The 16,221-nt window shown below is 68.3% G+C and carries 15 protein-coding genes and 1 other RNA gene; 4 read left to right on the top strand and 12 right to left on the bottom strand.

The window, feature by feature from the left end; genetic code table 11:
• Nucleotides 1-62: 62 nt before the first annotated feature.
• The 3 genes from rsmH to rnpB form a co-directional block, all read right to left on the bottom strand.
• A complete protein-coding gene (gene rsmH, locus H149_RS0108405) occupies nt 63-947 on the bottom strand; it encodes a 16S rRNA (cytosine(1402)-N(4))-methyltransferase RsmH (protein ID WP_020649302.1) in 885 nt (294 codons plus the stop codon).
• A 60-nt stretch (nt 948-1,007) separates the two neighbouring features.
• Nucleotides 1,008-1,448: a division/cell wall cluster transcriptional repressor MraZ gene (gene mraZ, locus H149_RS20290; protein WP_169518323.1), complete on the bottom strand. Its 441-nt coding sequence runs from the start codon at nt 1,446-1,448 to the stop codon at nt 1,008-1,010.
• Between the two features lie 388 nt (nt 1,449-1,836).
• Nucleotides 1,837-2,218: RNase P RNA component class A (gene rnpB / locus H149_RS22100), an RNA gene on the bottom strand.
• 73 nt (nt 2,219-2,291) lie between these two features.
• Between rnpB and H149_RS20285 the strand changes: the two genes are divergently transcribed.
• Together H149_RS20285 and H149_RS0108390 are read left to right on the top strand one after the other, a co-directional pair.
• On the top strand, nt 2,292-2,726 hold the full coding sequence (locus H149_RS20285; protein ID WP_020649300.1) for an SRPBCC family protein: 435 nt from the start codon (nt 2,292-2,294) through the stop codon (nt 2,724-2,726).
• A gap of 7 nt (nt 2,727-2,733) precedes the next feature.
• On the top strand, nt 2,734-3,507 hold the full coding sequence (locus H149_RS0108390) for an ABC transporter substrate-binding protein (protein WP_245540485.1): 774 nt from the start codon (nt 2,734-2,736) through the stop codon (nt 3,505-3,507).
• 73 nt (nt 3,508-3,580) lie between these two features.
• Here the strand turns inward: H149_RS0108390 and hisD are convergent, their stop codons facing one another.
• The 6 genes from hisD to H149_RS0108355 form a co-directional block, all read right to left on the bottom strand.
• A complete protein-coding gene (hisD, locus tag H149_RS0108385) occupies nt 3,581-4,888 on the bottom strand; it encodes a histidinol dehydrogenase (protein WP_020649298.1) in 1,308 nt (435 codons plus the stop codon).
• Nucleotides 4,888-5,526 (bottom strand): ATP phosphoribosyltransferase, encoded by a 639-nt coding sequence (gene hisG / locus H149_RS0108380; protein WP_020649297.1) that lies wholly within the window; start codon nt 5,524-5,526, stop codon nt 4,888-4,890. Before hisG ends, hisD begins: the two co-directional genes overlap by 1 nt.
• Before the next feature lie 87 nt (nt 5,527-5,613).
• Nucleotides 5,614-6,525 carry an NYN domain-containing protein gene (locus H149_RS0108375; protein ID WP_020649296.1) on the bottom strand — a complete coding sequence of 304 codons (912 nt, stop codon included), beginning with the start codon at nt 6,523-6,525 and terminating at the stop codon, nt 5,614-5,616.
• Nucleotides 6,526-6,549: 24 nt separating this feature from the next.
• Entirely contained in the window at nt 6,550-7,815 is a 1,266-nt protein-coding gene (gene murA, locus H149_RS0108370; RefSeq protein ID WP_020649295.1) for a UDP-N-acetylglucosamine 1-carboxyvinyltransferase, read from the bottom strand.
• Nucleotides 7,816-7,911: 96 nt separating this feature from the next.
• Complete coding sequence (locus tag H149_RS20280) at nt 7,912-9,660, bottom strand: hypothetical protein (protein WP_039748478.1); 1,749 nt, start codon at nt 9,658-9,660, stop codon at nt 7,912-7,914.
• A 2-nt stretch (nt 9,661-9,662) separates the two neighbouring features.
• A complete protein-coding gene (locus H149_RS0108355) occupies nt 9,663-11,267 on the bottom strand; it encodes a hypothetical protein (protein WP_020649292.1) in 1,605 nt (534 codons plus the stop codon).
• A gap of 159 nt (nt 11,268-11,426) precedes the next feature.
• On the opposite strand from H149_RS0108355, the gene H149_RS20275 reads away from it, so the two are divergent.
• Nucleotides 11,427-12,527, top strand: coding sequence for a helix-turn-helix transcriptional regulator (locus H149_RS20275; protein WP_020649291.1), 1,101 nt, complete (start codon nt 11,427-11,429; stop codon nt 12,525-12,527).
• Between the two features lie 45 nt (nt 12,528-12,572).
• Here H149_RS20275 and H149_RS0108345 read toward each other — a convergent pair whose 3' ends face one another.
• The 3 genes from H149_RS0108345 to H149_RS0108335 all read right to left on the bottom strand — a co-directional run bounded on the left by H149_RS0108345 (nt 12,573) and on the right by H149_RS0108335 (nt 14,701).
• On the bottom strand, nt 12,573-12,791 hold the full coding sequence (locus H149_RS0108345) for a BolA family protein (protein ID WP_026352995.1): 219 nt from the start codon (nt 12,789-12,791) through the stop codon (nt 12,573-12,575).
• Between the two features lie 118 nt (nt 12,792-12,909).
• The gene (locus H149_RS0108340; protein WP_039748558.1) at nt 12,910-13,662 is read right to left on the bottom strand and encodes an ABC transporter permease; all 753 of its coding nucleotides are present in this window, start codon (nt 13,660-13,662) and stop codon (nt 12,910-12,912) included.
• Between the two features lie 67 nt (nt 13,663-13,729).
• A complete protein-coding gene (locus tag H149_RS0108335; RefSeq protein WP_020649288.1) occupies nt 13,730-14,701 on the bottom strand; it encodes an ABC transporter ATP-binding protein in 972 nt (323 codons plus the stop codon).
• Nucleotides 14,702-14,769: 68 nt separating this feature from the next.
• Here H149_RS0108335 and H149_RS0108330 point away from each other — a divergent pair, with 68 nt between their 5' ends.
• Nucleotides 14,770-16,221, top strand: a complete 1,452-nt coding sequence (locus tag H149_RS0108330) for a cryptochrome/photolyase family protein (protein WP_020649287.1) — start codon at nt 14,770-14,772, stop codon at nt 16,219-16,221.

Raw genomic sequence — 16,221 nt, 5'->3', positions numbered from 1 at the left:
CGGGATGCGCCGCGCGGCGCAGGCGCGCGCTTCGTCCGGCATGCGGACCGACACCGACCGGCTCACGGCAGGCGCTCCGCGATGCGCAGCACCGCGCTGCGGGCGCGCGGATTGGCGTCCGCTTCTTCGCGCGACGGAAACTGCTTGCCGTGCAGCTTCAGCGTCGGCGTCTCGCTGCGCGCGGCGTCGCGCAAGAAGCGCTTGACGATGCGGTCCTCGAGCGAGTGGAAGCTGATGACGACCAGGCGGCCGCCCGGCGCCAGCACGCGCACCGCCTGCGCGAGCGCGTCGGACAGCACGTCGAGCTCGCGGTTGATGTAGATGCGGATCGCCTGGAAGCTGCGCGTGGCCGGATGGATGTGGCGCGAGCGCGGCCCCGGCACCGATGCGATCAGCGCCGCCAGCTGCGCGGTCGTCGTCAGCGGCGCCTCGCGGCGCGTCTCGACGATGCGGCGCGCGATGCGCCGGCTGTTGCGCTCCTCGCCGTACTGCCAGAGCACGTCGGCAATCTCGGCCTCGCCGGCGCGCGCCAGCCAGTCGGCCGCCGATTCGCCGGCCTGCGGATTCATCCGCATGTCGAGCGGGCCGTCCTTGCTGAACGAGAAGCCGCGCGCCGCGTCGTCGAGCTGCGGCGACGACACGCCGAGGTCCATCAGGATGCCGTCGACCCGGCCGGCGACGCCGGCTTCCTGCGCCACCGCTTCCAGCACCGTGAAATTGCAGTGGTGAATCGCGAAGCGGGAATCGGCGCCGAAACGCTCGCGGGCATGCGCGACCGCCTGCGGATCCTGATCGAGGCCGAGCAGGCGTCCGTGCGCGCCGAGGCGATCGAGAATCGCGGCACTGTGGCCGCCGCGCCCGAAGGTGCAATCGACATAAACGCCATCAGCGCGGACCGTCAGACCGGCGAGCGCTTCATCCAGCATCACCGGCCGATGGAGATTCATGGCGGCGTCAGGCCCGCTCCGGGCGCGGACGAAGTCGGCATCGAGGGGCATGGCCGCCGATCACCGCTTCAGGGTCCGGAAGGCATCTTCGAGCGAGGCCAGCAGATCCGAGCCCTCGCCGAAGCGCTGTTCCCAGAGATCTGCCGCCCACAGGTCGAAGCGGGTGTCCTGGCCCATCAGCACGGCATTGCCGTCGAGACGCGCACGGCGCCGCAGCATCGGCGGCAGCAGCACGCGCCCCTGCGCATCCATCGCCGTCTCGACGGCGAAGCCGACGAAGACCTGCTTGAGCTTCTCGGCAGTGATGCGGTCGTCCATCGCCTGGATGTCACGCACGATCCGCTGGAACTCGGGAGCCGGATAGATCTCGATGCACGGATTCGGGCCAGTGGTGATGACGAGCTGTGCACCGCAGCTGTCGGTGAGCGGCTGGCGAAAGCGGGCCGGGATCGCCAAGCGACCCTTGTCGTCAATCGAAAGTTGATGTGACCCGGCGAACACGGCGATTGGCGTGAGGCGTCCCCCACTTTCTCCCACTTTCCACCACTATGCGGCCACTATAGCCCACCGACCTACCCCACGCAAGCGCGATTCGGGAGAAAAATCACGCTGAAACAGCGGCTTAGAGCAACAAGGTCGATACAGATAACAATATCCTTAACAAACATTCGTTTACGCCAGAAAGCTAAAGTGAAGCGACAAGTGTCGACCGGTGGTGTGCGCATTTTCCGTTCAGCCGCCTTTCAGCTCGCTGAAGCCGTTTTGGCGGCGACCGGACAGATTGAATAAAGAGAAGTAATTCGGATTTAAATCTATCTTTAATCACAAATTCCCCGCACCGGTGCGGCGCATGCGCGCCGACCGGACGCCCCGCGACGGGGCAGAAGGAAAATGGAGTCGGCCTGTAAGCCGGGTTCTGTGCGGACGCCGAAGCGTTCCGGCAACCATTCCTCTAGGCGACGCATCACTGCGCCGCTCAAGCAACCTACCCGGAAGGCGCGTGGGCCACGCGTCCTGCCCGTTGCCGGACAGGCCCTTCCCTATTTGGTCTTGCTCCAGGTGGGGTTTGCCGTGCCGTTTCCGTTGCCGGAACCGCGGTGCGCTCTTACCGCACCGTTTCACCCTTGCCAGCTCCTTGCGGAGCTTCGGCGGTCTGTTCTCTGTTGCACTTTCCGTCGGCTCGCGCCGCCCAGGCGTTACCTGGCACCTTGCCCTGTGGAGCCCGGACTTTCCTCCCCCGCTTGCGCGGCAGCGGTTGCCCGGCCGACTCCAGCGTTCATTATCCGCCGTTTTGCGGCGCAACGCTGCTAGAGTCCGAAAAAATACACTTGGGAGATTGCCCGCATGCCGCAGCAAGAAGTCCATTTCCGCGAACGGATCCACGCACCGATCGCCAGCGTGTTCGAATTCCTTTCGCAGCATCCGAATTTTGCGTCGCTGTTCGGCGGCAGCTGCGCGGTCGTGCGCGCCGGCGACGATCCGCGCGAGCCGAACGGCGTTGGCTCGGTGCGCCGCATCGGCCCCGGGCCGCTGTCGTTCGACGAGCAGATCGTCGCCTTCGAGCGGCCGACGCGCCTCGATTACACGATCGTGCGCGGCGGCCCGCTGAAGAACCACCTCGGCACGATCACCCTCACGGCCGACGGCGCCGATACCGCGCTCGACTACGTGATTCGCTTCGACGGCAAGTTGCCGGGCGTCGGCGCGCTGGTGGCCCGCGCGCTGCGCTTCGGCTGGCAGCGCAGCGCGCGCCAGGCCTTCGCCCGCATCGAGCGCTGAAGCGCCGTTGCCGCCCGAGATGCGCGTCGTCTCGCACACCTGCTCGAACACCGAGATCGTCTGCGCGCTCGGCGCGCAGGACCGGCTCGTCGCGGTCGACGCCGACTCCGACTTTCCGCCGGACGTGGTCGGCCGCCTGCCGCAGCTCGGCCGCGACCTGCAGTTCGACGTCGAGGCCGCGCTCGCGCTCAAGCCGGACCTCGTGCTGAGTTCGCTCACCGTGCCCGGCCACGATCGCATCGTCGACGCCTTCACAGCGTCCGGCGTGCCGCTCGTGGTCTGCAATCCGCAGAGTCTCGACGAGGTGTTCGACGACATCCGCCGCATCGCCGCCGCGCTCGAACTCGGCGCCGCCGGCGAGCGCCTGATCGCCACCATGCAGCAGCAGATGCCGCTGCGGACGCCGGCGCCGGACGCACCGCGGGTGCTCGTCGAGTGGTGGCCGAAGCCGGTGATCGGCGCGGCGCGGCGCTCGTGGGTGCACGATCTGATCGAGCGCGCCGGCGGGCGCAACGCGCTGGCCGGCTGCGACGCGCCGACGCAGACGCTCGCCGCCGAGGCTGCGCCCGGGACGCCGGTCGACGTGCTGGCGATGAGCTGGTGCGGCGTGAAAGTCGACAAGTACCGCGCCGACGTGGTGCTGCGGCGCGAAGGCTGGCAGGACGTCGCGGCGGTCCGCCGCGGGCGCGTGGTGCCGATCAGCGAGGAATTCCTCGGCCGCCCGGGGCCGCGACTCGTCGAGGGCTACCGGCAGCTGCGCGCGGCGATCGAGGGCGTTTAGCTGCAGATGTCGCGGGCGGCGAGGCGCGCGAACGTCCTGTCCGCCGAGTCCCGCGATCTGCAGTCGCTTCCTGCTAGCTTCGATCCCGCGCGCTCTGCGCGTGCGCCTGCAGCCCTTCGGCGTCGGCGATGCGGCCGGCGATCTGCGCGAGCGGCCTGGCGCCCTCGGCACTGCACTCGATCAGGCTGCTGCGCTTCTGGAACTCGTAGACGCCGAGCGGATTGCTGAAGCGCGCGGCACGCGAGGTCGGCAGCACGTGGTTCGGGCCGGCGCAGTAGTCGCCGAAGGCCTCCGGCGTGTGGCGACCGACGAAGATCGCGCCGGCGTGGCGGACCTTGCCGATCAGCGCGCGCGGCGCCTCGACGGCGAGTTCGAGGTGCTCCGGCGCGATGCGATTCGACACCGCGCAGGCCTCGTCGAGATCGCGCACGAGGATCAGCGCGCCGCGGGCGGCGATCGAGGTGCGCACGATCGTCTCGCGCGGCAGGCTGGTCACACGCTCGGCCATCGCCGCGGCGACGCAATCGAGGAAGGCCGCGTCCGGCGAGATCAGGATCGCTTCCGAATCCTCGCCGTGCTCGGCCTGCGAGAACAGGTCCATCGCCATCCAGCGCGGATCCGAGCCGCCGTCGCTGACGACGACGATCTCGCTCGGGCCGGCGATCGAATCGATGCCGACGCGGCCGAACACCGCGCGCTTGGCGGCGGCCACGTAGGCGTTGCCGGGACCGACGATCTTGTCGACGGCTGGAATGGTGGCCGTGCCGTAGGCCAGCGCGGCGACGGCCTGCGCGCCGCCGATCGTGAAGATGCGGTCGACGCCGGCGAGGTGCGCGGCGGCGAGCACGACCGGATTCAGTTCGCCGCCCGGCGCGGGAACCACCATGACGATCTCGTCGACCCCGGCGACCTTGGCCGGAATCGCGTTCATCAGCACCGACGACGGATACGCAGCCTTGCCGCCCGGCACGTAAATGCCGACGCGCTCGAGCGCGCGCACTTCCTGGCCGAGCGTGTTGCCGAGTTCGTCGACGAACGAGAACGGCGCCAGCTTCTGGTACTCGGCGTAGGCGCGGATGCGCGCAGCGGCGGCTTCGAGTGCGGCGCGCAGATCGGCCGGCTGCGCGTCCCAGGCGGCGGCCCACTGCGCCTTCGGCACTTCGAGCTCGGCGGCGCTGGTCAGCGTGCGGCGGTCGAAGCGATTGCTCAGTTCGAGCAGCGCCGCATCGCCGCGCGCACGAATGTCGGCGACGATGCCGTCGACCACGCGCGTGACCTCGGGACTGGTCTCCGGCGCACGATCGAGCAGCGCCGCCAGCTGGACGTCGAAACCGGCGTCGCGGCTGTCGAGCCGCTGGATCGCGAGGGGCTGGCCGCCCATCACGCCGCCTTGCGCCGCTGCGCGGCCCGAATCTGTTCGAGCAGGGCCGTGATCGCCGCGTTCTTGGTCTTCAGCGCCGCCTTGTTGACGACCAGCCGCGAGCTGACCTGGCAGATGATCTCGGTTTCGACCAGCCCGTTCGCGCGCAGCGTGCCGCCGGTCGCGACCAGATCGACGATGACGTCGGCGAGGCCGACCAGCGGCGCCAGTTCCATCGAGCCGTACAGCTTGATGATCTCGACCTGCTCGCCCTTGTCGGCGAAGTGGCGGCTGGCGATTTCCGGATACTTGGTGGCGACGCGCAGGCGCCGGCGCGGATCGCGCGGCGCGGCATCCTTCTTCGCCGCGACCGACAGCCGGCACTTGGCGATGTCGAGATCGAGCGGCTCGTAGAGCTCGGTGCTGCCGTTCTCCATCAGCACGTCCTTGCCGACGATGCCGAGGTCGGCGGCGCCGTGCTCGACGTAGGTCGGCACGTCGGCCGGGCGGATGATCAGCAGCGACACGCCCGGCGTGCGCGATGGCACGCGCAGCAGACGGTCGATGTCGCCGGCCGGATCGAGGCCGATGCGGGCCAGCAGCGGCAGGCTTTCTTCGAGGATTCGGCCCTTCGACAGGGCCAGGGTCAGGGCAGTCATCGCGCCTAGGAGCCTAGGGAAAACACTCAGGGGGCGCGATTGTACCCGGCCCGCCGGGCGACCGTCCGCACGGACCGGCGCTGGACCTCAGCCGCCGGCGCGCGGATCGCGCAGGTAGACGGTCTTCTGCTTGCCGTCCGCCGACTTGCGCTCGTCGATCTCGAAGCGCTCGACGGCCCGGACCAGATCGCTGAGCTTCTTGTAGCCGTAGTTGCGCGAGTCGAAGTCCGCCTTGCGCTTGGCGATCAGGTTGCCAACCGCGCCGAGCGCCGCCCAGCCGTCGTCGTCGGCGGCGTCGTCGATCGCCTGCGCCAGCAGGTCCTGCAGTTCCGCATCGGATTTCGGATCGACCTTCTCGGCGCGCGCTTCCGGCGTGCGCTCCGGTTCGGTCGCCGCCTCCGCCGCCGGCACCACCGCTGCCACTGCCGCCACCGGCGCCGCCGCGGTCTCGGCGGGCTTGGCCTTCTTGCGTGCCGGCGTGGCCTTGGCGGATGCGTCCTTGACCGGCACGGGTTCGGCGGGTGCGGCCTTGGCGGCAGGCTTCGCCGGCTTCCTGGTCGCGCCGCGCAGCACGTCGAGATAGATGAACTTGTCGCAGGCGGAGACCAGCGAGGTCGGCGTCTTGCGTTCGCCGAAGCCGTACACCGTCAGGCCGGCTTCACGCAGGCGCGAGGCCAGGCCGGTGAAATCGCTGTCGCTGGAGACCAGGCAGAAGCCGTCGAAGCGATCGGAGTACAGCAGATCCATCGCGTCGATGATCATGCGGCTGTCGGTCGCGTTCTTGCCGGTCGTGTAGCTGAACTGCTGGATCGGCTGCATCGCCAGATCGACGAGCACCTTCTTCCAGCCGCGAAGATTGTCGGTCGTCCAGTCGCCGTAGATGCGCTTGACGGAAGCGACGCCGTACTTGGCGACCTCGTCGAGCAGCGGGGCGGCGATCGCCGGCTGGGTGTTGTCGGCGTCGATCAGCACCGCCAGCTTCTTGGTGGGTTCGGCCATTGCCTCGTTCTCCGGTTGCGCAGGCTACATCAGCTTGGCGACGCGCTTGATCCTGGCACCAAGCGCGGCGAACTTGCCTTCGATGTCCTCGTAGCCGCGATCCATGTGGTAGATGCGGTCGATGAAGGTCTCGCCGTCGGCCGCCAGCGCGGCGATCACCAGCGAGGCCGAAGCGCGCAGGTCGGTCGCCATGATCGGCGCCGCCTGCAGGCGCTCCTTGCCGGTGATCACGGCGGTGTTGCCCTCGATGCGAATGTCGGCGCCCAGACGCAGCAGCTCCTGCGCGTGCATGAAGCGGTTCTCGAAGATCGTTTCCTTGATCACGCCGACGCCTTCGGCCAGACAGTTCAGCGCCATCATCTGCGCCTGCATGTCGGTCGGAAAGCCGGGGTGCGGCATGGTGTGAATATTGACCGCGAGCGGGCGCTTGCCCTGCATGTCGACCTCGATGAAGTCGGGGCCGGTCGCAATCTTGCCGCCGGCCTGCTGCAGCTTGACGAGCACCGCATCGAGCATCGCCGGATCGGTCTTGTTGACGCGCACGCGACCGCGCGTCGCGGCACCGGCAACGAGGTAGCTGCCGGTCTCGATGCGGTCCGGCAGCACCGAGTGCTGCGCCGCATGCAACGCGGCGACGCCCTGCACGCGAATCGTCGTCGTGCCCTCGCCGGAGATCCGCGCGCCCATCGCACGCAGGCAGCGCGCCAGATCGACGACTTCCGGCTCGCGCGCGGCGTTCTCGAGCACCGTCTCGCCCTCGGCCAGCGTCGCCGCCATCATCAGGTTCTCGGTGCCGGTGACGGTGACCGTGTCGAAAACGATGCGCGCGCCTTTCAGCTTCCTGGCGTAGGCGTGGATGAAACCGCCCTCGAGCTTGATCTCGGCGCCCATCGCCTCGAGGCCCATCAGGTGCAGGTTCACCGGGCGCGCGCCGATCGCGCAGCCGCCGGGCAGCGAAACGTGTGCCTCGCCGCGCGCCGCGACCAGCGGGCCGAGCACGAGGATCGACGCGCGCATGGTCTTGACCAGCTCGTACGGGGCGACGCAGGTGGTGATCGGCTTGGCGTCGATGACCATTTCGTGCGGCGTCGGCTGCTCGACCGCGCAGCCCATCTGCAGCAGCAGCTTGCGCGTGGTGTTGACGTCCCACAGCTTCGGCACGTTGCTCACGTGCAGCGGCTCGTCGGACAGCAGTGACGCGCAAAGAATCGGAAGGGCGGCGTTCTTGGCGCCGGAAGCGTCGATTTCGCCGTGCAGCGGGCCGTTGCCGGCGATGATGAATTTGTCCATGCGCCCATTGTCCCGCTTTTGGCGGCAGGGCAGTAGCCCCGCCGCTGCAGGCGGCATGGCGCCTTGACAGCGCGCCGCTCCGCAGTAGCACCCGGCTCAGAGCCTCGGCGAGCAGCGGCCGCCCCCGCTTTGGATCTGGTTGCAGTTGGCCGTGATGCCCTCCAGCTGCGCCTTCGCCTCGGACAGTTTGGCGGCGAATTTGCCGCTGGGGCAGTAGCGTTCAATCGCGCCGATCTGCTGACTCAGGCCCCACATGGCAGCCTGGAAATTGCATGTCGCGGACTCCCCGCACCGTGAGACAGCTCCGCCGACCTGATCGTCTATTGCCTTGATTTTCGCTTCGCAGCTGGCATCGGCCGACGACTGAGTTGTCGATACTGCAGATGCTCCGGAAAGCACGCTCCCGCTCCTCCTCGCGGCGGCCGTTCGATAAGCGCAAGCCGTGAGCCGGTTCAATCGAATACTGGAAGTCTCTTCCGTGGGGCATCCGATCCGGTCTAGACCCGTCACCGTGCGACATCTGGCGACGCGCTTCTCATCACTCTCGATGGAACGCAAATACTCCTGTTCACTTTCCTGAAGTTCGGTAACGGTCATCTCGCCGTTCTTTCCTCCCCAGCGATATACCCAAGGGTGCTTCAATGCGGCCGCAATTGATTGCTCGGTATCGTTGCCGGTTCGATCATCGTCTTGGAATTGACGCACGGCAGCCTGTTCGGCCTGGCAGTCCGACGGCAGTACCCAACCCTTACGAGCCGCATCGCGCTCGGCTTCCGCCATAGTGGCTTGCCGTTGTCGAGCTGCATCGGCCTCCGCTCGCTTCTTTTCTTCGTCGGCTCTTTGCTTGGCCTCAGCTGTTGCCAGCATTTCGGCTTGATACCGCTGCTCCTCGGCAACAATTCCTTCGTTCCATTCCCTCAGCCCGGCGTCTGGAACCACGACAATCGCCGCCTCTCGGGCATCACCCAGCCCAGCTCCGTTGGCCGCAAGCAAGGTTCCGCCTCCGGATGCCGAGACAGGTCCGGGTCTCTTGACCTCCAGGGCCAGCAGCGCTCGCCAGTTCCGCACATCATCCGCGTAGCTCGCCTGCTGCGGCACACACTCGCCCTCGAAGAAGGAAAGATTGTCCGGCTCCCTGGCCGCGCTGGCCTTGATCTCACGATCCAACGTGTCGCGCAGCTTCCTGCACTCATCGGCAGACAGCAGATAGGCACCGAGGGTGCCGGTGTTCGCAGAACCGGGCCTGGCTTGCGGCGGCGCCTGCACCCAGTAGCCATCCTGCCGCGACCAGCCGAAGCGGGCAGCCGCCTCCACCGAGGCGATGGGGCTGTACCTGGGCATGTGCGCGAGGTATTCCGGATTCGCGTTCAGTGCTTCGGCTTCACGGATCACCGGATCGACCATGCTCTCCAGTAAGCGCGAACAGCCGAAGCCGCCGCAGTTGCTCTGCACGAGCGAGGCGGCCTTTTCATCCATGCCCGCGACGCGATCGCGCTCGATGATGGCGATGTTGCGACTCATCGGCGCTCGCGGCGCGGGGCTCGCCGGCGTGGCGCGCGGCACCGCCGCGTCCTCGGCTGGCGTGCCGACGGAAGATGACGATGGGCCGCTCAATGATTCAAGCGCGGAATTGAGCTTTTTCTTTGCTGCTTCGCAGGCATCCAGCAGCGTGTCCGCCGCCGAGTAGATGGGATTCGTCCCCAAGGGATCGGCGCCATCGAGCATCGCCCTGCGCTCGGCCTCCTCCGGAGTCGTCGGCCCGTCGCAATTGGCCAGGTCGGCCCATGCGGGCGCGCCGAAATGAAGCAAAAAGAGGGCGGCCAGCAACACTCCGATGCGGCGCATGTTCAGATCCCCAGGCTCTTCTTCTTGTAGTCGGCCAGTATCGCGGCCCAGATATCGTCGTACTTCTCGCTGATCTCGCCCTTGACCCAGGCGTCGACGTCGGCCGACGTCTGTGCGCTTTTCAGGATCAGCGCACGATTCGGATCGTCGGGCCGCAATGCATCGGCGACGTTGAAAGTCTTGGCGAAGCTTCTGTTGATCGTTCCTGTCACGACCTTGCCGGTGCCCGCGTCATAGATCGCGTAACGGCTGGGCACCCACTGCTTGACCGTCACGGTCTTCGCCGCGTAGCTGTACGCGGACAGCACGGGTTCTTCGATCAGCTGCGGCGTGGAGGCCAGCCTGCTTTGCGCGCTACGCAGCTTGCTTTCGGCGGCCGCCTCCGAAGCGGCGCCGACCACCGCCGACAGGATTCCGAGCGTCGAACTCGAGTCGGTCGACGCATTGGCAGCCGCCCGGCGGATGTCGGCGAGATCGGACTGCGCACTCGCGAGTTCCCGCTGCGCCAGTGCATAGGCGGGGTTCGCGACGCGCCGGGTGCCGCTCTGATACTGCGACGCGACCTGCCGCTGATTGCTCTCGGCCCGTTCCATCTGGATGCGCGCTGGCTGTACGAACACAACGAGCTCGTAGTTCCGCGCGCCGCCCGAGGCGATAAAGGCATCGGGCGTCTGCCTCGCATCGAGGGACTGGTACCCGATCGTGGTCGGGGGGGCGACTCGATAGCTGCTGACTTCGCTCGCGGGCGCCGGCCATGCAGCAAGCAGCACCCCCTTGCCCGGCATGCCCGCCTGCGTCCAGCCCTCCTTGGCGAGGCGCTCGCGGATGAGCAGCTTGGCGATGTACGAACGGGCGCCGGACTCGGCGACGCGAGCAGCGGCATAGTATTCGCCGAGCTTCGCCTCGAGACGCTGCGCGGGAATGAGCGAATCGCCGTAGACCTTCTTGAAAGCGGCCAGACGTACGGCGCTCGCCTTGGCGAGCTGCTCTTCGAACGCCGCTGGCAGCGTTCTGAACTCGCCCCACTGCACCGCAACCGGATACTGCTCCTTGAACGAAGGCTCGGTAAACAGGCCGTAGTCGAGCAAGGCCTGCGGCGCTTCTGCCTGCAGTGACCGCGCGATCCGATCGACGTCCGCGCTCAGCGCACCCATCGCCTCGTTCGTCAGCGTGCCCCGCGCCGACAGCTTCGCAGCGGACGCGAGCGCTGCACGCGCGTCGGGCAGTTCCTGCTTCAGCCTCTTCCAGCGCAGCATCTGGCCTTGCACGGCGTCCGCCTGCGCCAGGCGGCCACGCGCTTCATTCAGGCGGTCGCCGTAGAGCCGGTCGCGCTGTCCCAGCACTTCGTCGATGTACTGGCGCTTGTCGCCCTTCAGGCCCGTGAAGTACGCCAGTTCCTGCGCATACAGCGCCGCCGCGTCCTCGGTCCTGCCGGCCTGCACCAGCTCCTTGAAGTCATCGAATCGCGAACTGAAGAAGCCGGCCTCGGCAGGCAAGACGGCCGCGATCGACAGCATCGCCAGCAGCATGGCGATCCCCGTGCTCTTCTTGATCATGTGTCCCCAGTACATCTTCTTGCCACCGGCCGGCGCGCCGGCCGTGCGCAACGGCCGCCTCCCGCAACCGCCGCGGCACGGATCCCCGCCACGCGGCGTTCCGATCGGACGCAGTCTGGCGGCGGCTCACGCCGTTCTGAATCCCCGAATCAGGGGACAAGCCCTTAAGATCACAATCGAGGATGGCCCGGAAACGCGTTGGGGGAACGCATGACGGACGAGCTGGGCAGTTTGCTGGAAGCGATCTACGATGCGGCGCTCGACGACGAGGTGCTGGCTACCTTGCCGGGGCGGATCGCCCGTTTCGTCGGCGGCAATAGCTGCGTGATCCAGCGCCACGATGCGGACGGCGGCTGCGAACTGCTCAGCTTCAATCACTTCGGCGCCGAACTGGCGGCGGAATACACCCGGCATTTCGCCGACAGCGACCCCTGGGTACACGCCCTGAGCCGCTATTCCAGCGGCGCGGCGATCAGCGTCGATCGCTATCTGAGCCGCTCCGAGTACATGAGCAGCTTTGGCTACAACGAGTTCGCCAGGAAGAACCGCCTCGACCTGATCCACTGCATCGGCACCGTTTCGCCCTTGCCCGGCCAGGCCGTCGTCGGATTGGCGATCCATCGCGGCCTGCACCAAGCGGCCTTCGACGTCGCCGAAGAGCAGAAATTGCAGGCGCTATTGCCGCACATCAGACGGCTGCTGACGCTGCGTGCGCGCATCGCGATGGCGGATCGCAAGGCGGATACCACCGACGCCATGTTTGCGCAGCTGCCGGTCGCCATCCTGCTGCTGCAAGCCGACGCCAGGGTCTTGTACGCGAGCCCGCAGGCCGCCGCCCTGCTCGCGCGCGGCGATGGCCTTGCCTGGGGACCGGGAGGCCGGATCCGCGCCGAGCGTCAGTCCGATCACGAGGCGCTGCGCGCGGCCGTCGCGCGTGCCGCCTCACGGCGGGGCGGCGGGGCGCTGCAGGTCCAGCGTTCGTCCGGGGCGAGAGCGCTGCAGCTGGTGATAGCGCCGTTCACCCCGGGCGACGCAAAGACGAGTCGCGGCGCCCTGATCCTGGTGGTGGATCCCGCAGCACAGGCCGCAGACCTCGCCGACACCCTCATCGCGCTGTTCGGCCTGTCCAAGGGCGAGGCCCGGGTGGCGGCGGCCCTGGCCGAAGGCATGACCCTGCCGATGATCGCGGCAAGGAACGGCGTCAGGCTCAGCACCGTGCAGACGCAGCTGAAGCGGGCCTTGGAAAAAACGGGAACCCGGCGCCAGGGCGAACTGATCGCACTGGTCAGTCGCGCGCCGCGGCTACGCTAGCTCGCCGACACAGGCCCGTTCCGGCACCCCGCCGGCGCGCAGCGCTCAGCCGGCGCGCGTCGTCAGCTTCAGCGCATGAATCTCGCGGCCCATCCGGTCGCCGAGCGTCGCGTAGACCATGCGGTGCTGGGCGAGGGGCAGCTTGCCAGCGAACTCGCTGCTGATGACGGTCGCCTCGAAGTGCTGACCGTCGTCACCGAGCACCGTGACCTGCGCGCCCGGCAGGCCGGCTTCGATGAGCTGCTTGATCTGTTCTTTGTTCATGTTTGCGAGAGTTCCTGCGCCGGCCACCTGCGGCGGCGGCATGGCGCTTCTTATGCGATAGGCGGCGGCGCAAGGCAAGCCGGGGCGGCGCCGCCCCGGCGAGCGGCGGCACGCGCGCTCATCGCTTCAGCTTGTAGCCCGTGAACAGCATCCACAGGCAGACGGCGGCGCAGACGCCGAAGAAGCCCGTGCTCCACAGCAGGCTCTGCCAGATCGGCACGTCGGCGTGGCCGAAGAAACCGTAGCGGAAGCCGTCGATCATGTAGAAGAACGGGTTCAGATGACTGGCCGCGAACCACAGCGGCGGCAGCGCGTGCACCGAGTAGAACACACCGGACAGAAACGACAGCGGCGTGATGAAGAAGTTGGTGAACGCGGCGATATGGTCGAACTTCTCGGCGATGATGCCGGCGATCATGCCGAGCACCGCGAGGCTGCCGGCCGAGAGCAGGAACATCACCGCCAGCGCCAGCGGCGCATGCACCGGCAGATGCACGAACGGCCAGGTCACCAGCAGCATCGCCGTCGCGACCAGGATGCAGCGCACGATCGCGGCGATGATGTAGGCGCCGAACCATTGCAGCGGCCCGAGCGGCGCCATCTGCAGGAAGACCAGATTGCCCATGATCTTGGACTGCGTCAGGCTCGACGAAGTATTGGCGAAGGCGTTCTGGATCACCGTCATCATCACCAGACCCGGCACCAGGAACTCGGTGTAGCCGACGCCCGGATAGACCGGCGCGCGGCCCTGCATCGCCTGCGCGAACACCAGCAGGTATAGCAGCGCGGTGATGACCGGCGCCGTCACCGTCTGGCCGAGCACCGACCAGAAGCGCATCACTTCCTTCTTCAGAAGGGTCACAAATCCGATCTGGTCCGGCGTCACGAGACGGCTCCCGGTGCATGCGTCTGGGCGCGCGGCGCCTCGGCGGCGGGCCTCACTTCGCCGCTCCGCCCGCAGCGAGCTTCGCCGGATGCCCGGTCAGCTCGATGAAGATGTCCTCGAGATCGGGCTCGCGGGTCTGCACGTCCTCGATCGCGACCCCGGCCGTGCGCAGCGCGTCGAACACCGCGCCGATCGGGTGCCTGGCCGTCTCCAGCTTGAGTTCGTAGGCGCCGCCGACCTCGCCGGTCACCAGTTCGCGCAGTGCCGCCGGCAATTGCGCGCCGTCGGCGAGCTTCAGGCGCAGGAAGCGATACGGATGGCGCGCCAGCAGCTGCGGCGTCGGCTCGATCGCGGCGACGCTGCCACGGTCGAGGATCGCGATCCGCGAGCACAGCTCCTGGGCCTCCTCGAGATAGTGCGTGGTCAGCACCACCGTCGTGCCCTGGCGGTGCAGCTCGCTCATGAACGCCCACAGCGTGCGGCGCAGTTCGACGTCGACGCCGGCGGTCGGCTCGTCGAGGATCACGACCGGCGGCCGGTGCACCAGCGCCTGGGCGATCAGCACGCGCCGCTTCATGCCGCCGGACAGCGCGCGCATCGAGCTGCCGGCCTTGCCGGCCAGCTCCAGGCGTTCGAGCATTTCGTCGATCCACGGCCAGCTTTCCTTGCCGCAGCCGTAGTAGCCGGCCTGGATGCGCAGCAGGTCGCGCACCTTGAAGAACGGATCGAACACCAGCTCCTGCGGCACCACGCCGAGCAGGCGGCGCGCGGCCCGGAAGTCGCGAACCGTGTCGTGGCCGAGTACCGCGACCCCACCCTCGTCGGCCTGCACGAGGCCGGAGATGATGCCGATCAGCGTCGACTTGCCGGCGCCGTTCGGCCCGAGCAGGCCGAAGAACTCGCCGCGCCGCACGTCGAAGCTGACGCCGCGCAAGGCCTCGAGCGAGCCGTAGCGTTTGCGGATGCCGCGGATCTCGAGCGCGCTGGCGGGCGCGGCGGCGTGGGTCGCAGGAGTGGAAGACATGGCAGGTTCTCATTATACGGTGCCGGCGGGGACTGCCCGCGCGCCGAACCCTCGATCAGAATACGAAAATGTCCGCCTCGACCGCCCTCGTCTGGTTCCGCCGCGACCTGCGCCTGACCGACAATCCGGCCCTGCAGACCGCCCTGGCGCGGCACGAGCGCATCGTGCCGGTCTACATCGCCGATCCAGCCGCCGAGCGCGACTGGAAGCCGGGCGCCGCCAGCCGCTGGTGGCTGCACCACAGCCTGTCGCGGCTCGGTGGCGATCTCGCCGAACGCGGTGCGCCGCTGCTGATCCGCCGCGGCGACAGCCTGCAGGCGCTGCGTACGCTGCTCGCCGAGACGGGCGCCGAGGCCGTCTACTGGAACCGCCTCTACGAACCGGCGAGCGTCGCGCGCGACCGCGCGATCAAGGCCGCACTGCGCGAGCAGGGCATCGCCGCGCACAGCCACCGCGCCGCGCTGTGGCACGAGCCGTGGAACCTGAAGACCACCGGCGGCGAGCCGTACCGCGTGTTCACGCCGTTCTGGCGCAAGCTTTCCGCCGAACTGCCGCCGCTGCAGGTCGAGCCGGCGCCGCTGCATCTCAAGGGCACGGCCGCGCAGCTGCACAGCGACACGCTCGAATCGCTGCAGCTGCTGCCGAAGCTGGACTGGGACGCCGGCTTCTATGCCCAATGGCGCCCCGGCGAGACCGGTGCGCTGCACGCGCTCGACCGCTTCGTGCGCAATGCGCTCGGCCACTACCGCGGCGGCCGCGACTTCCCGTTCCGGGCCCACACCACGCAGCTGTCGCCGCATCTGCACTTCGGCGAGCTGTCGCCGCAACAGGTCCGCGCCGCGCTGCTGCGCCGCGCGCAGGGGACGGCGACGCTGGAAGCCGACGCCGCGCAGGTGCTGCGCGAACTGGGCTGGCGCGAATTCGCGCATCACCTGCTGTTCCATTTTCCGCACACGGCCGAGGCGCCACTGCAGGAAAAATTCGCGCATCTGCCGTGGCGGACGCGCGCCGACTACGCCGCCGACCTCGCCGCCTGGCAGCGCGGCCGCACCGGCATCCCGATCGTCGATGCCGGCATGCGCGAGCTGTGGACGAGCGGCTGGATGCACAACCGCGTGCGCATGATCGTGGCGTCGTTCCTCACCAAGAATCTGCTGATTCCGTGGCAGGAAGGCGCGCGCTGGTTCTGGGACACCTTGCTCGACGCCGACCTCGCCAACAACACGCTCGGCTGGCAGTGGACGGCCGGCTGCGGCGCCGACGCCGCGCCGTACTTCCGCATCTTCAACCCGCTGCTGCAGGCGCAGAAATTCGACCCGGACGCGCGCTACATCCGTCGCTGGCTGCCGGAGCTCGCACGCCTGCCGGCGGAGGCCGCGCACGCGCCGTGGCTGGCCAAGGCCGGCGTGCTGGAACGCGGCGGCGTGCGCCTGAACGAGCACTACCCGGAACCGATCGTCGCGCTCGGCGCCTCGCGCCAGCGCGCGCTCGACGCCTACGCGGCGATACGCGCGGCCTGA

This window comes from Solimonas variicoloris DSM 15731 (assembly GCF_000382285.1).
GTDB classification, from domain to species: domain Bacteria; phylum Pseudomonadota; class Gammaproteobacteria; order Nevskiales; family Nevskiaceae; genus Solimonas; species Solimonas variicoloris.
This window is presented reverse-complemented; position numbering and strand designations above follow the sequence as displayed.

Excerpts from the sequence above, each read along its gene's own strand:
- hisD (WP_020649298.1), bottom strand. The coding sequence starts at position 4,888 with ATGGGCGGCCAGCCCCTCGCGATCCAGCGGCTCGACAGCCGCGACGCC.
- H149_RS0108330 (WP_020649287.1), top strand. The coding sequence starts at position 14,770 with ATGTCCGCCTCGACCGCCCTCGTCTGGTTCCGCCGCGACCTGCGCCTG.
- H149_RS20280 (WP_039748478.1), bottom strand. The coding sequence starts at position 9,660 with ATGCGCCGCATCGGAGTGTTGCTGGCCGCCCTCTTTTTGCTTCATTTC.
- H149_RS0108335 (WP_020649288.1), bottom strand. The coding sequence starts at position 14,701 with ATGTCTTCCACTCCTGCGACCCACGCCGCCGCGCCCGCCAGCGCGCTC.
- hisG (WP_020649297.1), bottom strand. The coding sequence starts at position 5,526 with ATGACTGCCCTGACCCTGGCCCTGTCGAAGGGCCGAATCCTCGAAGAA.
- H149_RS20285 (WP_020649300.1), top strand. The coding sequence starts at position 2,292 with ATGCCGCAGCAAGAAGTCCATTTCCGCGAACGGATCCACGCACCGATC.
- H149_RS20275 (WP_020649291.1), top strand. The coding sequence starts at position 11,427 with ATGACGGACGAGCTGGGCAGTTTGCTGGAAGCGATCTACGATGCGGCG.
- H149_RS0108345 (WP_026352995.1), bottom strand. The coding sequence starts at position 12,791 with ATGAACAAAGAACAGATCAAGCAGCTCATCGAAGCCGGCCTGCCGGGC.
- murA (WP_020649295.1), bottom strand. The coding sequence starts at position 7,815 with ATGGACAAATTCATCATCGCCGGCAACGGCCCGCTGCACGGCGAAATC.
- H149_RS0108375 (WP_020649296.1), bottom strand. The coding sequence starts at position 6,525 with ATGGCCGAACCCACCAAGAAGCTGGCGGTGCTGATCGACGCCGACAAC.
- rsmH (WP_020649302.1), bottom strand. The coding sequence starts at position 947 with ATGAATCTCCATCGGCCGGTGATGCTGGATGAAGCGCTCGCCGGTCTG.